Source organism: Pseudomonas alvandae (genome assembly GCF_019141525.1).
Classification (GTDB): Bacteria; Pseudomonadota; Gammaproteobacteria; order Pseudomonadales; family Pseudomonadaceae; genus Aquipseudomonas; species Aquipseudomonas alvandae.
Map to the genome: position 1 here is coordinate 4,599,553 of NZ_CP077080.1, position 17,637 is coordinate 4,617,189.

Consider the following 17,637-nt stretch of genomic DNA (forward strand, 5'->3'; position numbering starts at 1 on the left):
CCCGATGACCTCGAATAATGCCCTGCCACCTTGCTCCGTGCTGCTCCTCGCTGGCGGACGCGGTCAACGCATGGGTGGGCAGGACAAGGGCTTGCTGGAGTGGCGAGGTGAACCGTTGATTGCCCACCTTCATCGGCAAACCCGCACCCTGAGCGACGACCTGATCATTTCCTGCAACCGCAACCTGGAGCGCTACGCATCGTATGCCGACCAGTTGGTTCATGACGATGAAGGTGACTTTCCGGGCCCGCTGGCTGGAATCAGGGCTGGTCTCAAGGCAGCGAAGCATCCTTATCTGCTGGTGTTGCCGTGCGACGTACCGCAAATCGACTCGAGTCTGCTGGACAGCATGCGCGAAACGGCCAGCAAACATCCTGACAAACCACTGATGGTGCGTCACGGCGAACATTGGGAGCCGCTGCTTTGCATCATTCCCCGCGCCTTGTCAGCCACTTTCGAACAAGCCTGGAGCGATGGAGAACGCAGCCCCGGTCGCATCATGCGCACGCTGCAAGCAGTCGCCTTGCAATGCCCATCCAACGATCCCCGACTGGCCAATCTCAACACGCCGGAACTCCTCGCCCAGCACAAAGGCGTGTCAGATTGACACTAGCCAGGAACTTGCGCGCGATGTATACGTCTGAAGGTCAGTAACTTGAAGAATCCATTTCGGAGAAACACCATGAACCAACGGACCCTCGCTACTTTCATGCTCGCGCTGGGCCTCGCCACTCTCGCCGGGTGCGCATCGCCAACAGTGATCACCTTGAATGACGGTCGCGAAATCCAGGCCGTCGACACGCCTAAATACGATGAAGAGAGCGGCTTCTACGAATTTGAGCAACTGGACGGCAAGCAGACTCGCGTGAACAAGGACCAGGTTCGTACCGTTAAAGATCTGTAATCTTCAACGTCACAGCCAGATACAGAAAAGCCCGCATTGATTGCGGGCTTTTTTTTGCCTGTCGAAAACGCAATGGCTACCACTGAAGCGTAATGTTGCTTTCAAAAAACCGATCCTGATTCGTGACCGGATCGACGAAACGCAATTCTTGGGCCAGCAACTTGAGCGGATTGGAGTAGTCATCCTGGGCATCCCGAATCACATCGGGGTAGAACGGATCGTTACAGATAGGTGCGCCCAAGGCATTCATATGCACGCGCAACTGATGTTTTTTACCGGTGACCGGATACAGTCCATAGCGCCACAGGTCACCGTTTTTTTCCAGCACGTCGATGGCCGTCTCGGTATTGGGTGCGCCCGCCCCCTCCTGCATTCGGAAAAACGGCTCGCCATCGACCAACCGGCTCTCATGCACGCGGGGAAAACTCAATCCAGGCAACGCGGGCGCAATCGCCTGGTAGCTTTTTTCGATTCGGCGTGTCGGAAACAACGATTGATAGATCGAACGGGTCTGCGGGTTGGCTGAAAACAGCACAAGCCCGGCCGTGTGCCGATCAATACGGTGCAGGGGCACCAGATGCGGGTTATCCAGCCGACGGATCAATCGCCGCAACAAGGTCTGCTCGACATATTCGCCCGCCGGAGTGACAGGGAGATAATGCGGCTTGTCTGCCACCACCAAGTGCTCGTCGGCATAGAGGATCGACTCGAGCACCGGGATCGGTTTTTCATCGGGCACTTCACGAAAATAGTGGATGCGAAGGCCTTCACGGTATGGCAGATCGGCACGGATCGCCTTCCCCTCCCCGTCCAGCACCCGGCCCCGTGCAATCCGGTCCAGCCATTGCTCACGGCTGATCGCACTGAAATGCTCGCAGAGGCATTCCAGCACGGTCTGCCAGGCACCGGGCGGCAGGTACAAAGTGCTGGCCTGCTGATGAGCTGCGGAAAACGATGAACCGGGCATTGAAGACTCTTTACCTTTTTGCTGGGGCCGGCATTATCCGACAGTCATCTACGCCAGCCCAGCGATACTTGGCTCAGGCGGAGACCGTTGTCCGCCTTGCAGCGGCTTCGGTGAATTCCTTCAACCAGCGCAGCACTTCGACCGCCTCCCAGCGCCCCGGATCGTACAAGGCATACAAGAGGCCCTGATATCCCACCACATCCAGTTGCTTGTGGTAGCCGGCGCGCTGGAACAGCGCTTCTATCTCGGCGAAACAGGTATTGAAGTGCAGCTTGTTGAAAGGTGTCTTGCCCTCCGTGACCAGACCGTCCAGACGCAACTCCAGTACCGCTTCGCGTACAACGTCCACGGACATCCGGTTCACGCTGTTTTTCAATTGCTCGACATTGACCAAGGGTTGCACTCCAGTAGCTGTATGGACATACAGTAACCGAAGAACACCCTTTCGCCAATGACGGCATGCAGGTCCAGCCGATGGAAGGCGTCAACGCAGGAATGAAGCAACCCGGTCAGGATCGTCGAACGGCCAATCCAGTTCCGCACCCGTGTCGATCCTGCGCAACACGGGAATGCGCAGCCCGTAGGCTTCGGACAAGACATCGCTCTCGGCAATATCAACCAGTTCCACCAACAATCCATGTTCGACGAAAGGCATCAACACACCCTCGGCGACTTCACACAGATGGCAACCCAGGGTGCCGAACAGCTGGCATTCCGGTGTCATGGCAGGTACCCCAAAAAGACAGATCGCCATTCTAGGCCCGCCCCACGCAACCGTCGAGCCGGGTACCATGTCGCAGTTTGTTTCGGTAAAACGCTGACGCAAATCACTGAGCCCAAATGCTTTTCAAGTGATGCTCGGTGTTTTTTCTGTTCTACGCTGGGTCTCGTAAACCTTGAAACGGAGTTTCTCTTGTTCGCCAACCTGCTGATCATTCTCGCCTCGTCCCTGGTGGTCATTGCCCTGTTCAGGCGCCTGCGCCTGCCACCGGTGCTGGGCTATCTGTGCGTCGGCCTGGCTGTCGGGCCCACCGCGCTGGACTGGGTGAATGACAGCGAAGAGCTGCCAGACCTGGCCGAGCTTGGGGTGGTTTTCCTGTTGTTTTCGTTGGGGCTGGAGTTCTCGCTGTCGAAGATGCTCGAACTGCGTCGGGTCGTGTTTGGCCTTGGAAGCCTGCAAGTTCTCTGCTCAGCCGCGCTGCTGGGCGTGCTGCTGGCAGGCAGTGGCGCTCCGCTGGCGGCGGCACTGCTACTCGGCGCAGGACTGGCACTGTCTTCTACGGCCATTGTCAGCAAGGAGCTGTCCAGCCTGGGAGAGATCTTCAGCAGCCACGGCCAGAACGCGATCGGGGTGCTGCTGTTCCAGGACGTCGTCGCGGTATTGCTTTTGACCCTGGTGCCTGTGTTTGCAGGTAACAGTGACGACGCCTGGTATTGGGCGTTGCCCTTGACCCTGGGCAAGACGCTGGTGCTGTTCGGCGGCCTGTTGCTGGCCAGCCGGCTGCTGCTGCCGCGCCTGTTCCATGAAGTGGCGGCATCCCGCTCCGCCGAGCTCTTCGTTTTGCTGGCCCTGGTGATCGTGCTGCTCACGGCGTGGCTTACCCACCTGCTCGGCCTGTCACCGGCCCTGGGAGCGTTCCTGGCTGGGATGCTTTTGGGTGAAAGCCATTACCGGCACCAGATCGAGGCGGACATACGCCCGTTCCGCGACATCCTGCTCGGGTTGTTCTTCGTCAGCATCGGCATGCTGATCGACCTGCAATTGTTCATGGACGATGGCCTGCTGATCCTCGGATTGACCCTCGGCCTGATGACCATCAAGGGCTGCGTGGTGGCCGCACTGGTGAAATGGCGCGGCAGCGATGGCGAAACGGCCTGGCGCAGCGGCCTGGCCCTGGCCCAGGGTGGCGAGTTCTGTTTCGCCCTGATGGCCCTGATGCAACAGAACCACTTCATGCCCGCCGATATCGGTGGCCTGCTACTGGCCGCGACATTCTGCTCGATGCTGGTGACTCCATTATTCCTCCGCGCCGCGCCAGGCATAGCTGCCCGGCTGCACCGCAAACCCAACGAAGAAGCGCAACTGGAGCAGATCAGCGAACGCAATGCAGGCCTGTCAGGCCACGTGGTGATTTGCGGGTATGGTCGCGTCGGCCAGTCCATTGGGCGTTTCCTACGCCGCGAGGGGCTGGAATTCGTCGCCCTGGACGACGACCCAGTCATCATCCGGGAAGCCACTGCGGGCGAACATTGCGTGCATTATGGCGATTCACGCCGAGCGGACCTGCTTACCGCGGTCGGGCTCGGTCGCGCGCGATTGGTGGTGATCGCGGTGGACAAGACAGACATCGCGATGACGGTACTCAAGGAGGTCCGGCGGGTGAATTCGCACGTACCTGTCCTGGTGCGCACCCGCGACGACAGTCAACTGGCCGAATTGCAGGCCGCCGGAGCCACCGAAGTGGTCCCGGAACTGCTGGAGTCCAGCCTGATGCTGGCGTCCCACGCGCTGATCATGCTCGGGTTGCCTGAACAGCGAGTCCGGCATCATGTCGATCAAGTCCGCCACGAGCGTTATGGGCTCCTGCACGGATTTTATCCGGGCAACCAGGACAAGGAGCCGTGATACCGGTCAGTCCACGTTCACCGCGCCGATCTTGTGGATCGACAGGTCGGCGCCGTAATACTCTTCTTCCTGGGTCAGACGCAGCCCCAACAAAGCCTTGATCGCCCCGTACACCGCGAACCCGCCGATCAGCGCAATCCCCACGCCTAGTGCCGTACCGATCAGTTGGCTGGCCAGGCTCACCCCGCCCAGGCCGCCCAAGGCCTGCTGGCCAAAGATCCCGCAGGCGATACCGCCCCAGACACCGCATAGCCCATGCAACGGCCAGACACCCAGTACGTCGTCGATTCTCCATTTGCCCTGGGCCGCTGTGAAACACCACACAAACAGAGCGCCGGCAATCGCGCCGGTCGCCAGCGCTCCAATCGGATGCATCAAGTCGGAGCCCGCGCAAACCGCCACCAAGCCAGCCAACGGTCCGTTGTGCAGGAAGCCCGGGTCGTTGCGCCCGACAATCAACGCCGCCACGGTCCCGCCCACCATCGCCATCAAGGAATTGACCGCCACCAACCCGCTCACACCGGGCAAGGTCTGGGCGCTCATCACGTTGAAGCCGAACCAGCCGACGATCAGGATCCACGAACCCAACGCCAGGAACGGAATGCTCGACGGGGCGAATGCCACCAGTCGCCCGTCCCGGTAACGCCCGTTACGCGGTCCGAGCAGAAGTACAGCGGCCAACGCCAGCCAGCCACCCATGGCATGGACCACCACGGAACCGGCAAAATCGTGGAAACCGGCACCGAAATGGCTCTGCAGCCAAGCTTGCAAGCCGAAGTTGCCGTTCCAGGCCACGCCTTCGAAAAAGGGATAGACAAACGCCACGATCAGCACCGTGGCGCACAGTTGCGGCGCGAAGCGGGCTCGCTCGGCTATTCCACCGGAGATAATGGCCGGGATCGCAGCGGCAAATGTCAGCAAGAAGAAAAACTTCACCAGGCCATAGCCGTGGTCCGCAGCAAGGGCCGCCGCCGGTTGCACAAACGTCACGCCATAGGAAACCCAATAACCGATGAAAAAATAGGCCAGGGTCGAGACAGCAAAATCACTGAGGATCTTTGATAGCGCGTTGACCTGGTTTTTTTGCCGGACCGTCCCGACTTCCAGGAACGCAAACCCGGCATGCATGGCCAAGACCATGACAGCACCGAGCAGGATGAACAGCGTGTTGGAACTATGGACCAGACTGTCCACGGCGCTTTGCATATTTTCCATGGTGATTGGCAGACCTGAAAAAGTTGAAAAAGCACCGAAGCGGTTCATTTCGCGCCGTCAGCGCACCAAATTAAAACAATCCACCAGCCTGTCGAAGGTGATCGAACCGCTTTGGTGCATGACAATTGGCGAATCGATGCCCTGCTTCGTCGTGCTTCGCGTTTTTTGATTTTCTGGATCAAGGTTTTAGGGCGCTCGCCCAGCTTCAGCGCACTGGCGCGGGCTCACGCACCAGTACATGGCAAAAAGCCGAGCAAAAGTTGTACCAGTCAGTTTCACTGAACCTTCCTGCATGGCTCATACTCGAACGCTTCAGACGCCACCTACGGAGATCCACCCATGGCCAGAACCCAGGCAAAGACTGCTCAAGAAACGCTGATGGAAGACTTTCAGACGCTGGTCAGCGATACCGAGCGACTGCTGGATCACACCGCGACGCTGGCGGGCGACCAGGCTGACGAACTGCGCAGCCAGATCCACGAAACCCTGCTGCGCGCCCGCGAGACGCTCAAGCTGACCGAAGAATCCGTGCGCGAGCGCGGCCAGGCCGCCGTGATCGCCACCGAAGAATATGTACAGGCCAATCCCTGGCAATCGGTTGGTATTGCCGCAGGCGTTGGCTTTTTGATCGGATTGCTGGCGACACGGCGCTAATGATGGGTATCGACGAATCCGGCTCGCCCGAAACGGGCACAAGACCTACCGCACGACGCCTGGGCGCGGCGTTCCTCGGCTTGCTGCACAGCCACGTCGAATTGTTCGGCATCGAATTGCAGGAACAGAAGGCCCGTACCGTCAGCCTGTTGCTATTTGCCGGCCTGGCGCTGGTTTTTGCCTTGCTGCTGCTGGTTGGCCTGTCGGCACTCGTGCTGATTCTGGTGTGGGACACCTACCGCCTGGCAGGGATCATTGGCCTTTGCCTGTTTTACCTGCTGGCGGCGTTGTTCTGCGGGCTTCGACTCAAGGCTGCGATCTACGACGAATCCTCACCTTTCCACGCCACTCTCGAAGAATTGGCCAATGACCGGGAGCGCCTGTTGCCATGAGCCTGCCCGATATTCCCCAAGCCCGTACCCGGCAGGAGATGCGCAAGGCGCTGGTGCGTTTGCGCATGGAGATGCACCGCCAGGAAATCCGCCAGGAGACGCGGCAACTCCTGCACCCGCTGCAACGGGTGCGGGGGTTTACGCAAAGTTGGCATGAGGGCTTCGGGCTCAAGCATGCCTCGCTTTGGGGCGTTGCCGCAGTCACTTTGCTGGGTTTCCTCGGCGGCAAGCGAACCCGACGCGGCCGTCCTGGGGGCTTGTCGCGCCTGATCCGGCTGGCAACGACGCTGCTTCCGCTGATCAAGCTGGCCAAGAGTGCGCGTAAACCCTGATGCTGCTCGACGGGCCTTTCTCATCGAACGGCCCGATTCGACTGTCAACGCAACACTCTGGCACAACTGATCGCATCCCTCGGGCCTTGCAGGACACCGCGCGAACCGGGAAGCTAGGGCATCGACTCAACAAACGGAGCAACCGGCCTTGGATTGGCACACCCTGCTGACTCGCGAACGCCTGGGAAAAACGCTGCACAGTCCGGAAGAACTGGGCCGCAGTCCATTTCACAAAGACCATGACCGCATTATCTTCTCCGGTGCATTCCGTCGCCTTGGGCGCAAGACCCAGGTGCACCCGGTGTCCAGCAACGATCATATCCATACGCGCCTGACCCATTCGCTCGAGGTCAGCTGCGTCGGTCGTTCGCTCGGCATGCGCGTCGGAGAGACCATCCGCAGCGCCCTGCCAGACTGGTGTGAACCCAGCGACCTGGGCATGGTCGTGCAATCGGCCTGCCTGGCCCACGATATCGGCAACCCGCCGTTCGGCCATTCCGGCGAGGACGCCATCCGCTATTGGTTCCAACAGGCCGCAGGGCGTGGCTGGCTTGATGCGATGAGCGAGGCCGAGCGTAACGACTTCCTGAATTTCGAAGGCAACGCCCAGGGATTCCGGGTTCTCACCCAGCTTGAATATCATCAGTTCGACGGTGGCACCCGGCTCACCTATGCAACCTTGGGCACTTACCTGAAATACCCTTGGACAGCCCGTCACGCCGACTCACTGGGCTACAAGAAGCACAAGTTCGGCTGCTATCAGAGCGAATTGCCGCTTCTGGAGCAAATCGCCCACAAACTTGGCCTGCCGCAGATCGAGGATCAGCGCTGGGCAAGGCATCCGCTGGTCTACCTGATGGAGGCCGCCGATGACATCTGTTACGCGCTGATCGACCTGGAAGACGGTGTGGAAATGGACCTGCTGGAATATTCGCAGGTGGAATCGCTGCTGCTGGACCTGGTCGGAGACGATCTGCCGGAAACCTATCGCCAGCTTGGACCATTGGATTCCAGGCGACGAAAGCTGGCTATCCTGCGCGGCAAGGCCATCGAACACCTGACCAACGCCGCCGCCCGTGCGTTCGTCGAACAACAGGATGCGCTGCTTGCCGGCACACTGCAGGGCGACCTCGTGGAACACATGCACGGGCCGGCCAAGCGCTGCGTGTTGAATGCCAAGGACATGGCCCGCAAGAAAATATTCCAGGACAAGCGCAAGACGCTCAACGAGATCGGTGCCTACACCACGCTGGAAATCCTGCTCAACGGTTTTTGCGGCGCCGCCCTGGAACAACACGGTGGTCGAACGCCCTCATTCAAGAATCGCCGAATCCTCGATTTGCTGGGCAACAACGCCCCCGATCCTGACGGGCCGCTGCATGGCGCTTTCCTGCGGATGATTGATTTCATCGCAGGCATGACCGACAGCTATGCCAGCGAAATGGCCCAGGAAATGACGGGGCGCACCCGCCAGTGAACTGACCCGGCAACGACCGGAATCCTGCGGGAGCGAGCGGCTGCGCTCCCGCAATCGGTGGTTTGACTGCTTCTTCAATAAACACTTTCCAATGGCTTGGAAAACGCTGGCGAGTGGCTGGAAATAGCTGAAAACTGCAGCCCTGCTTAGTTTCACAACTTGAAAATACATACACAAGCTAGAAGATAAACATCCCCTTCCCACGCTACCCGCCTACTAATTGGCTAAGTACATCGTGGTATCCCGCGTCTTTTTTTGTAGGAAAGTTCTGAAATTGATCACGCGTGCCCCGTCTCCTCGTACGAGCTGGCCTTAACTGGGCTAAGGTGCGCGCTTTATTTAAGCTTGCAGGGGACTTTATTCATGAACTCCGTTTTCATTGTCGACGATCATCCGGTCATCCGCCTCGCCGTTCGAATGCTGCTGGAGCATGAAGGTTATAAAGTCGTAGGGGAAACTGACAACGGCGTCGATGCGATGCAAATGGTGCGCGAGTGCATGCCCGACTTGGTCATCCTGGATATCAGCATTCCCAAACTTGACGGACTGGAAATTCTTTCACGCTTCAATGCCATGACCACGCCGCTCAAGACATTGGTGCTGACGGCTCAATCCCCTACGCTCTTTGGCATTCGCTGCATGCAATCCGGCGCCTCCGGCTACGTTTGCAAACAGGAAGATCTCAGCGAACTCGTCAGCGCAATAAAAGCCGTACTGTCCGGCTATAACTATTTTCCCAGCCAGGCGCTGACGCCCGTCGCTCATGACGATCCCCGCAGTATCGAGCTGGATCTTTTCAAGAGTGTCAATGACCGCGAGTTGATGGTTCTGCAACTTTTTGCCCAAGGCCGCACCAACAAGGAAATAGCCAAGGGCATGTTCCTGAGCAATAAAACAGTCAGCACCTATAAAAAACGGCTCATGCAAAAACTTAAAGTTAAGTCGTTGGTAGACCTGATTGAAATGGCAAAGCGAAACTCGCTGGTGTGAGAAACAATCAGATGTTCAATCGCATAAGCAACTATCTTCTGCTGTTAGGCGCAGGGTTATATGCGCAGATGCTCATGGCGACGCCGAATATGCCCCAGCGCTACGCGCTATTGAGTCGCGCGACGACGGATCCTATCGAAATCCGTCTCGACGAGACCCAACGAACCTGGCTGCAAGGTCGCCAGGAATTGGTCCTCGGAACTTCCGCGCCGGATTACCCGCCCTTCGACCTTTCCACCAGCGGGCGCGACTATGAAGGCATGACCGCCGATTATGCGGGCCTCATCGCCAAAGCGACCGGCCTGCCAATGAAAGTCCTGCGCTTCGCCTCCCGCGAGGCGGCCATTACCGCGCTCAAGCAGGGGCAAATCGACCTGCTCGGCAGTGCCAACGGTTTCGAAGCCCGAACCACCGGCATCGTCCTGTCGACTCCCTATGCCGTGGATCAACCGGTCCTGGTCACCCGGACGAGTGAAAACCGGCCCCTGACCGACGATCTCGAAGGGCTGCGGTTGAGCATGGTCTATCACTACCTGCCCCTGCACGAAATCGAAAAGCTGTACCCCAAAGCGTCTGTCATCGCCTACCCCTCCTACCAGAACGCCATCAACGCAGTCGCCTTCGGGCAGGCCGATGTATTTCTCGGCGACACCATTTCCACCCATTACATGATCAACAAGGGGTACTTGAGCAACATCCGCATGGCCAGCTTCGCCAAACATGAGTCGTCCGGATTCGCCTTCGCGCTGCGCCACGACGAAACCCGATTGCTGGACATCATCAACGCCACGCTCAACCAGACCCCCATCGCTGAACAAGCGGCAATTTCCAAGCGCTGGAGTGCCGGCAGCGATCTGTACCTCACGGATCACAAGATACAACTGACCGACCGCGAACAGCGCTGGCTGGCCCAGCACCCCACAGTCCGAGTGGCCGTGAACGAAACGTTCGCCCCGTTTACCTTTTTCGATCCGGACGGCGATTTTCGCGGCATCAGCGCCGACTTGCTGGAACGGGTCAGGCTGCGTACCGGCCTGCGCCTGGACATCCAGCGCCACGGGACAGACGACGGCATGATCGCCGCAGTCCTGAACGGCCAGGCGGACGTCATTGCCGCGCTCTCGCCCAGCCGCGAACGGCAACGACTGCTGAGATTCAGCCGTCCCTACATGGACAGTTCCTTCGTCCTGTTGACGCGCAAGCAGTCCGATACCCCGGCGACACTGGACCAGTTCGCGGGCAAGCGCCTGGCGATCGCCAAAGGCAACCCCGTCATCGATTGGCTACGCAGCCAGTACCCGGGCCTGCAAATAATCGAAACCATCGACTCGCTGCACGCCGTCCAGTTAGTCGCCCAAGGGCAAGCCGATGGCAGCGTGAACTCCCTGGTCATGGCCAATTACTTCATGTCCTCCCATACCTTGCGGGACACCTTGCAAATCAGCAGCACCGTGGGCACCCAGCAGGCAATGTTTTCCCTGGCCGTTGGAAAAAATGCCACGGAGCTCAATTCCATCCTCGACAAAGCCTTGACCAGCATCGACCCGGACGAGTTGGGCGTCATCAACAACCGTTGGCGTGGCTACGTCCCGGCGTCGGAAGTGGCCTGGCGCACCTATAACCGCGTGTTCCTGCAGGTCGCCGCAGGCGCTGGCCTGTTACTCCTGCTCTCCCTGGCCTGGAATGCCTACATGCAGCGCCAGATCAGGCAACGTCAACAGGCAGAGCTGGCGCTCAATGACCAGCTGGAATTCATGCACGCCCTGCTCAACGGCACGCCCCACCCGATCTATGTGCGGGACCGCAACGGTTTCCTGCAAAGCTGCAACGACAGCTACCTTGAAACATTCAATGCAAGACGCGAGGACGTCATCGGCAAGAACGTCATGCCCGGCGCCATGAGCAACGCCTTCGAGGCGCAGGAATACCAGGCGGACTATCAACGGGTGATGACCGAAGGCATTCCCCTGATCGTTGATCGGCCGCTGCACATCGGTGACAGGAAGCTCACGATCTACCACTGGATCCTCCCCTACCGAAATTCGGCCGCTCAAGTACAAGGCATCATCGGCGGCTGGATCGATATCAGCGAACGGCGAGAGTTGTTCGACGAATTGCGTGCCGCCAAGGAGCAGGCCGAGAATGCCAACCGGGCCAAAAGTACCTTCCTGGCGACCATGAGCCATGAGATCCGCACGCCGATGAACGCCGTGATCGGCATACTCGAGCTCGCCCTCAAGCACGCCGACAAAGGCCAGGTGGACCGCTCGGCAATAGAGGTCGCGTACGAGTCGGCCTCCGGCATGCTGGAGCTGATCGGCGATATCCTCGACATCGCCCGTATCGAATCAGGCCATCTGAGCCTGGCGCCCGAACGTGTCGACCTGAGAGCCCTCTTGCAGTCGGTCATTCGCGTGTTCGCGGGATTGGCCCGGCAGAAAAACCTGGCGTTGTCATTGCACTTCGAGCCTGCCGAAGGCAATCCGAACGTGCACATCGACCCATTGCGATTCAAGCAGGTCATCTCGAACCTGATCAGCAACGCCCTGAAATTCACCGAGCAAGGAGAGGTCAAGGTGAGCGTGAAGCTGTCGCCAACCGTCCACGAAGAAACGCTGCACATGCAACTGGAGGTCAGCGACAGCGGCATCGGTATCAGCCCGGCGGACCTGGGGCGGCTGTTCGAGCCGTTTGCCCAGGCCGATAACAGCAGCCGGATGGCGCGCAAGGGCGCAGGCCTGGGCCTGGTGATCAGCCGTCACCTCTGTCGGATGATGGGGGGCGATCTGCGGATGGACAGCCAGCCAGGCGTTGGCACCCAGGTCCGGGTCTCCTTGCAATTGACCGCCTTGCCCGGTGCTCCGGCGCACCCTGAGGCCGAACCCATGGTCGAAACCGCCGCCTGTGCATTGAGCGTCCTGGTCGTGGACGATCATCCGGCGAATCGCCTGCTGATGTCCCAGCAATTGGAATACCTCGGCCATCACCACCACCTCAGCCACGACGGCGAGCAAGGGCTCAAGGCCTGGCTGGACGGGGATTTCGACCTGGTGATCGCTGATTGCAACATGCCCATCATGAGCGGCTACGAACTCGCCAGGGCGATCCGTCTGCGCGAGACGGAACATCAGCTACCGCCCTGCACCATCCTGGGATTCACGGCCAACGCACAACCCGAGGAAAGACAGCGTTGCAAGGATGCCGGCATGAACGATTGCCTGTTCAAGCCGATCAGTCTGAGCGCGCTGAATCAATGGATGAACCAGATCAAACCCGCCAAGCGTCCCCACGCATTCAACGCGCAATGCCTGCACGCCCTGACCGGAGGCAACCCCGTGTCGACGCGACGCCTGCTGGCGGAACTGCTCAGCAGCAACCGTTCGGACCGGCAGGAGTTGCTTGACGCCGCTGAAAACGGAGACAGGCGAGCATTGGCCGAGACAGCCCATAAAATCAAAGGCGTCGCCCGCATCGTACAGGCGACTTCGTTGGTTCAACTCTGCGAGGCATTGGAGCTGGCCTGTCATCAGGCACCAGAACGAATCGAAGGGCATGCCCAGGCCCTCGAACAGGCAATGACAGAACTGGAGCAGGCCCTGCAAACGGAGATCATCAAGGCAGAATAACCCAGTGTTTACTATGCTGTTCGCTCAGCAGTGCGTAGCGGGGGCGATCCCCCCGAACACTTGGAGTGACGGAAATGCCTAGCGCACCGCGTCCGGAAAAACGCCGGTTTCCCCTGCACGTCCATATCAGCGTGATGTTCACGCTGCTCTTGCTCCTGACGGGCGTGGTGCTGGGTATATTCAATTACCAGCAAACCACCCAGATCATCCTGTCCAGCAGCGAAAAACTGTTCAATCGCGTCGAACAGGATGTGCGCGTGGACCTGTACGACACCTACGAACCGATCCGTCATCTGTTGGGCCTGCTGGCTGATTACCCGGCCACCCGCGAGCCCCGGATGGCGGAACGATTGGCCCTGCTCGCGCCTTTCAGCCGGGCACTGAGGGACAACCCGAACCTGGCGTCGTTGTACCTGGGCGATCGCAATGGCGACTTTCTGATGGTTCGGCCATTACGCACCGGGACCTTGAGAACCGCCCTCAAGGCCCCGGCCGACGCGACGTATCAGGTCTGGACCGTGGAACGTACGAGCGATGGCCAGGTTCACTCCCGATCGCTGTTCTATGACCAGGCCCTGACGCTCGTCGGCCAGCAAGACAATCCCGACGAAACCTTTGATCCACGCAGCCGGGGCTGGTTTCGCAGCGCAATGGAAACGGCGGAGCAGATTACAACCGAGCCCTATGTGTTCTTTTCCACCCGGAACATCGGCACGACCCTCGCCCGCCGCAGCGGCGAGCGTGCGGTCATCGGTGCCGACCTGACCCTGGCCGCCCTGTCCCAGACGCTGGCCAAGCACAAGGTCACCCCTGGCACCGAGATCGTCCTGCTCGATCCCCAAGGCAACGCGGTGGGCTACCCAGACAGCGGCCGACTGATCGTTGATACCGAATCATCAAGGCTGATCAAGGCCCGCGACCTGAACCCGGCGATTGCCGCCGCGCTCGATGAAAACAGCGACACGCCGCGCCTGGAGGCGGCTGGTCGCCAATGGATCGTTTCCCGCAGCCACATGCAGGAGGGCGGGCCACAAGGCCTGGAACTGGCGTTGCTGGTGCCGGAAGACGAGTTATTGGCCGATGCCTATCGCATGCGCTGGCAAGGCGCCCTGATTACCCTCGCCACCTTGCTGCTGTGCCTGCCCTTGGGCTGGCTGACCTCCAGGATCCTGGTCAAGCCGTTACGTTCCCTGGTGCAGGAGGCCGATGCGATTCGCAGCTTCGACTTCGATTACCCGGCGTCCCGTCGCTCCCCGGTGCTGGAAGTCGATCAGTTGGGCGTTTCCATGGCCCGCATGAAAGAGACCCTGGCGAGCTTTTTCGAGATCACCGCCAGCCTGCGTGCCGAAACCCGCTTCGCCCCGCTTTTGGAACGGGTGCTGTTCGAGACCGTGAAAATCGGCCAGGCCCAGGCCGGGCTGATCTATCTGCGCGAAAACGATGGCGAGCAAGTCAAGCCGTATGGACTGGTCATCGACGGAACCCCTCGGGACCTGCAAACGCTCGAACTGCAAAGCTATACGCTGAATGCTCCGAGCGGCCCCCATTGGTTTCAACGATTGACCGTCGCGGAAACACTGGTGTGCTCCCTTGGCTTCGAACAGGCCGGCGATCTGCGCGGTGTCCTGCTGGCTATGGACGCACCACGCGTCCACCTGATCGGCATTCACCTGCGCAACCGTCACCAGGAAACCGTCGGCGTGCTGGTGCTGTTGATCAGCGACAGCGGCACCGACGCCGACCTGGAAAAACTCCAGCCAGACCGCATCGCGTTCCTGCAGGCTGTCTCCGGCGCCGCGACGGTGAGCATCGAAAGCCAACGCTTGCAAGCCAGGCAGAAGCAACTGCTGGACTCGTTCATTCAACTGCTCGCCGGCGCAATCGACGCGAAGAGCCCTTACACCGGCGGCCATTGCCAGCGAGTACCCGCGCTGACGCTGATGCTCGCCCAAGCGGCAGCCGCCAGCCAGGCGCCCGCGTTCGAAGGGTATCGACCGACGGAAGACGAATGGGAGGCGCTGCACATAGCGGCCTGGCTGCACGACTGTGGCAAGGTCACTACACCTGAGTACGTGGTGGACAAAGCCACCAAGCTGGAAACCTTGAACGACCGCATCCATGAGGTCCGTACCCGCTTCGAAGTCCTCAAGCGCGATGCCTGGATCGATTACTGGCAGGCGCTGGCAAGCGGTGGCGAAGCGTTATCCCTGGCCCGGCACCGCGATGCGGCATTGGCGGCCCTGGATGATGACTTCACCTTCGTCGCACGTTGCAACCTGGGCTCCGAAGCCATGGCCGACGATGACCTGCAACGCCTGCAACACATCGCCCAGCGCACCTGGACCCGCACACTGGATGATCGCCTGGGTGTTTCCTGGGAGGAAAACCGCCGCCAGGCACGCGTCCCCAAACCGACGCTGCCCGTCACCGAATCATTGTTGGCGGACAAACCCGAACACCTGTTCGAGCGGCATGAGGCCGAGCTGATTCCGGCGGACAATCCGTGGGGCTTCCAGCTCGACGTGCCCACCTGGAAATACAACCGCGGCGAACTCTACAACCTCTGCGTCACGCGCGGCACCCTGACCCGCGAAGAGCGTTATGTGATCAATCACCACATGGTCCAGACCATCCTGATGCTCAGCCAGTTGCCCTTCCCCAGCCACTTGGAAAACGTCGCGGAGATCGCCGGCGGCCATCACGAGAAAATGGACGGCACCGGTTATCCCAAGCGACTCAAGCGCGAACAGATGAGCCTGCCGGCTCGAATGATGGCAATCGCCGATATCTTCGAAGCCCTGACAGCGGCCGACCGACCATATAAAAAAGCCAAGAAACTGAGCGAGGCCCTGGGCATCATGGCCACCATGTGCCGTGACGCCCATATCGATTGCGAGCTCTTCAAGCTGTTCATCGACGAGCGGATCTACTTGCGTTACGCCGAGGAATATCTTGATCCGCGCCAGATCGATGATATCGATCCGGGCAGCCTGTTGGCCAAGGCGGGATTGAACGCGTGATCAGCACTCGGTCAAACGCAGGAATATCGCCGCCAACTGCTCGATGCCGGCCTGGTCATCCTCGGTAAAACGCGCCAGTTTCGGACTGTCCAGGTCGAGCACGCCGATCAGCCGCCCGTCCTTGACCAGCGGCACGACCAATTCGCTGTTCGAGGCGCTGTCGCAGGCGATGTGCCCGGGGAAGGCGTGGACATCTTCGACGCGCTGGGTCTGGAGCGTCGCGGCGGCGGCACCACACACGCCGCGACCGAAGGGAATCCGTACGCAGGCGATCTGCCCCTGGAACGGGCCCAACACCAGTTCTTCGTTGCGATTAAGGTAAAAACCGGCCCAGTTCAAGTCGTCCAGCTGATTGAACAGGAACGCTGAGAACTGCGCCGCATTGGCGATGAAATCGCGCTCATCCGCCAGCAACGATTGCAGCTGCGCCGACAGCAGTCCGTAGCCTTCGAGACCTGCGCCGGTGTTCGTCAAATCGATCATGCGTTGTGCTCCAGAAGCTTGAGGCCCACCCAATAACGGGCAAATTGATAGGCGCACCGTCCATTGCGGTTGCCGCGCCCGGTCGCCCAGCGGACCGCCTCTATGTCCAACGCTTCGTCACGTTGCCAGGCCAGCCCGGCCTTGGCGGCGAGTGTGCCGATCCAATGCTCTACCACGTCGAGGAAATGCTCTTGGGTAAAGGGATAGAACGACAACCACAAGCCGAAACGGTCGGACAAGGCGATCTTGTCTTCGACGGCCTCGCTGGGGTGAAGCTCGCCGTCGACCCGCTTCCAGTTCTCGTTGTCGCTTTCCTTTTCAGGCACCAGGTGACGCCGGTTGGACGTCGCATACAGCAGCACGTTATCCGGCGCCTGTTCGAGGGAACCGTCCAATACGCTCTTGAGGACGCGATAATCGCCTTCACCGGACTCGAACGACAGATCGTCGCAGAACACCACGAAGCGCTGGGGCAACTGGGCGACCTGTTCGACCACCCGGGGCAGATCGGCCAGGTGATCACGCTCGATCTCGATCAGCCGCAGGCCATGCCCGGCGTGTTCAGCCAGCAAGGCTCGTATCAGGGAGGACTTGCCCGTGCCACGCGATCCCCACAGCAGCGCATGGTTGGCTGGCATGCCGTCGATGAACTGCCGGGTATTGCGGCCCAACTGCTCAACCTGGCGATCCACGCCAATCAGGTCCGACAACCGCATATCGAGACTGACTTCAAGCGGCAGCAGGAAACCGCTGCGCCCGTCACGCTGCCAGCGCGCGGCCAGGGTCTGCGTCCAATCGATGGCGGGCCGTGGCGCCGGCAAGAACGGCTCTATGCGAGCCAGCACCGCATCGGCGCGGTCAAGAAAAGCAATTAATCGAGCGTCCACGTCTTCTCCTCGGACAGGTTCACGGTAATGATGACGCTACAGCGACGAAACGACGAAGCCGATG

General features: G+C 59.9%; 16 protein-coding genes. 10 read left to right on the forward strand and 6 right to left on the reverse strand.

Annotation, left to right across the window (positions count from 1 at the left end; all coding sequences use genetic code 11):
• Nucleotides 1-4: 4 nt before the first annotated feature.
• Both mobA and KSS97_RS20260 read left to right on the forward strand, forming a co-directional pair.
• A complete protein-coding gene (gene mobA / locus KSS97_RS20255) occupies nucleotides 5-607 on the forward strand; it encodes a molybdenum cofactor guanylyltransferase MobA (protein ID WP_030141907.1) in 603 nt (200 codons plus the stop codon).
• 75 nt (nucleotides 608-682) lie between these two features.
• A complete protein-coding gene (locus KSS97_RS20260) occupies nucleotides 683-904 on the forward strand; it encodes a YgdI/YgdR family lipoprotein (RefSeq protein WP_030141906.1) in 222 nt (73 codons plus the stop codon).
• 76 nt (nucleotides 905-980) lie between these two features.
• On the opposite strand, the gene KSS97_RS20265 is transcribed toward KSS97_RS20260, so the two are convergent.
• The 3 genes from KSS97_RS20265 to KSS97_RS20275 all read right to left on the reverse strand — a co-directional run bounded on the left by KSS97_RS20265 (nucleotide 981) and on the right by KSS97_RS20275 (nucleotide 2,595).
• On the reverse strand, nucleotides 981-1,871 hold the full coding sequence (locus KSS97_RS20265) for a pseudouridine synthase (protein ID WP_217860009.1): 891 nt from the start codon (nucleotides 1,869-1,871) through the stop codon (nucleotides 981-983).
• Between the two features lie 73 nt (nucleotides 1,872-1,944).
• Nucleotides 1,945-2,265: a transcriptional regulator gene (locus tag KSS97_RS20270; RefSeq protein ID WP_030141904.1), complete on the reverse strand. Its 321-nt coding sequence runs from the start codon at nucleotides 2,263-2,265 to the stop codon at nucleotides 1,945-1,947.
• Between the two features lie 90 nt (nucleotides 2,266-2,355).
• Complete coding sequence (locus tag KSS97_RS20275) at nucleotides 2,356-2,595, reverse strand: glutaredoxin family protein (protein WP_030141903.1); 240 nt, start codon at nucleotides 2,593-2,595, stop codon at nucleotides 2,356-2,358.
• 189 nt (nucleotides 2,596-2,784) lie between these two features.
• Here KSS97_RS20275 and KSS97_RS20280 point away from each other — a divergent pair, with 189 nt between their 5' ends.
• Entirely contained in the window at nucleotides 2,785-4,497 is a 1,713-nt protein-coding gene (locus KSS97_RS20280) for a cation:proton antiporter (protein WP_198797270.1), read from the forward strand.
• 6 nt (nucleotides 4,498-4,503) lie between these two features.
• Here KSS97_RS20280 and KSS97_RS20285 read toward each other — a convergent pair whose 3' ends face one another.
• A complete protein-coding gene (locus KSS97_RS20285; RefSeq protein ID WP_030141901.1) occupies nucleotides 4,504-5,712 on the reverse strand; it encodes an ammonium transporter in 1,209 nt (402 codons plus the stop codon).
• 339 nt (nucleotides 5,713-6,051) lie between these two features.
• Between KSS97_RS20285 and KSS97_RS20290 the strand changes: the two genes are divergently transcribed.
• The 7 genes from KSS97_RS20290 to KSS97_RS20320 all read left to right on the forward strand — a co-directional run bounded on the left by KSS97_RS20290 (nucleotide 6,052) and on the right by KSS97_RS20320 (nucleotide 16,203).
• Complete coding sequence (locus KSS97_RS20290) at nucleotides 6,052-6,366, forward strand: ElaB/YgaM/YqjD family protein (RefSeq protein ID WP_030141900.1); 315 nt, start codon at nucleotides 6,052-6,054, stop codon at nucleotides 6,364-6,366.
• Between the two features lie 2 nt (nucleotides 6,367-6,368).
• Nucleotides 6,369-6,758, forward strand: a complete 390-nt coding sequence (locus KSS97_RS20295) for a phage holin family protein (RefSeq protein ID WP_030141899.1) — start codon at nucleotides 6,369-6,371, stop codon at nucleotides 6,756-6,758.
• On the forward strand, nucleotides 6,755-7,090 hold the full coding sequence (locus KSS97_RS20300; protein WP_217860010.1) for a hypothetical protein: 336 nt from the start codon (nucleotides 6,755-6,757) through the stop codon (nucleotides 7,088-7,090). Before KSS97_RS20295 ends, KSS97_RS20300 begins: the two co-directional genes overlap by 4 nt.
• 148 nt (nucleotides 7,091-7,238) lie before the next feature.
• Nucleotides 7,239-8,567 (forward strand): deoxyguanosinetriphosphate triphosphohydrolase, encoded by a 1,329-nt coding sequence (locus KSS97_RS20305; protein WP_030141897.1) that lies wholly within the window; start codon nucleotides 7,239-7,241, stop codon nucleotides 8,565-8,567.
• A gap of 363 nt (nucleotides 8,568-8,930) precedes the next feature.
• Nucleotides 8,931-9,557 carry a response regulator transcription factor gene (locus KSS97_RS20310; protein ID WP_030141896.1) on the forward strand — a complete coding sequence of 209 codons (627 nt, stop codon included), beginning with the start codon at nucleotides 8,931-8,933 and terminating at the stop codon, nucleotides 9,555-9,557.
• A gap of 11 nt (nucleotides 9,558-9,568) precedes the next feature.
• Complete coding sequence (locus KSS97_RS20315) at nucleotides 9,569-13,183, forward strand: transporter substrate-binding domain-containing protein (protein WP_217860011.1); 3,615 nt, start codon at nucleotides 9,569-9,571, stop codon at nucleotides 13,181-13,183.
• Nucleotides 13,184-13,257: 74 nt separating this feature from the next.
• Nucleotides 13,258-16,203, forward strand: a complete 2,946-nt coding sequence (locus tag KSS97_RS20320; RefSeq protein WP_217860012.1) for an HD domain-containing phosphohydrolase — start codon at nucleotides 13,258-13,260, stop codon at nucleotides 16,201-16,203.
• On the opposite strand, the gene KSS97_RS20325 is transcribed toward KSS97_RS20320, so the two are convergent.
• Nucleotides 16,204-16,686 (reverse strand): GAF domain-containing protein, encoded by a 483-nt coding sequence (locus KSS97_RS20325; protein WP_217860013.1) that lies wholly within the window; start codon nucleotides 16,684-16,686, stop codon nucleotides 16,204-16,206. It lies immediately after the preceding gene.
• Nucleotides 16,683-17,573 (reverse strand): ATP-binding protein, encoded by an 891-nt coding sequence (locus KSS97_RS20330; protein WP_198797274.1) that lies wholly within the window; start codon nucleotides 17,571-17,573, stop codon nucleotides 16,683-16,685. The genes KSS97_RS20325 and KSS97_RS20330 overlap by 4 nt, the downstream gene beginning before the upstream one ends.
• Nucleotides 17,574-17,637: the final 64 nt, after the last annotated feature.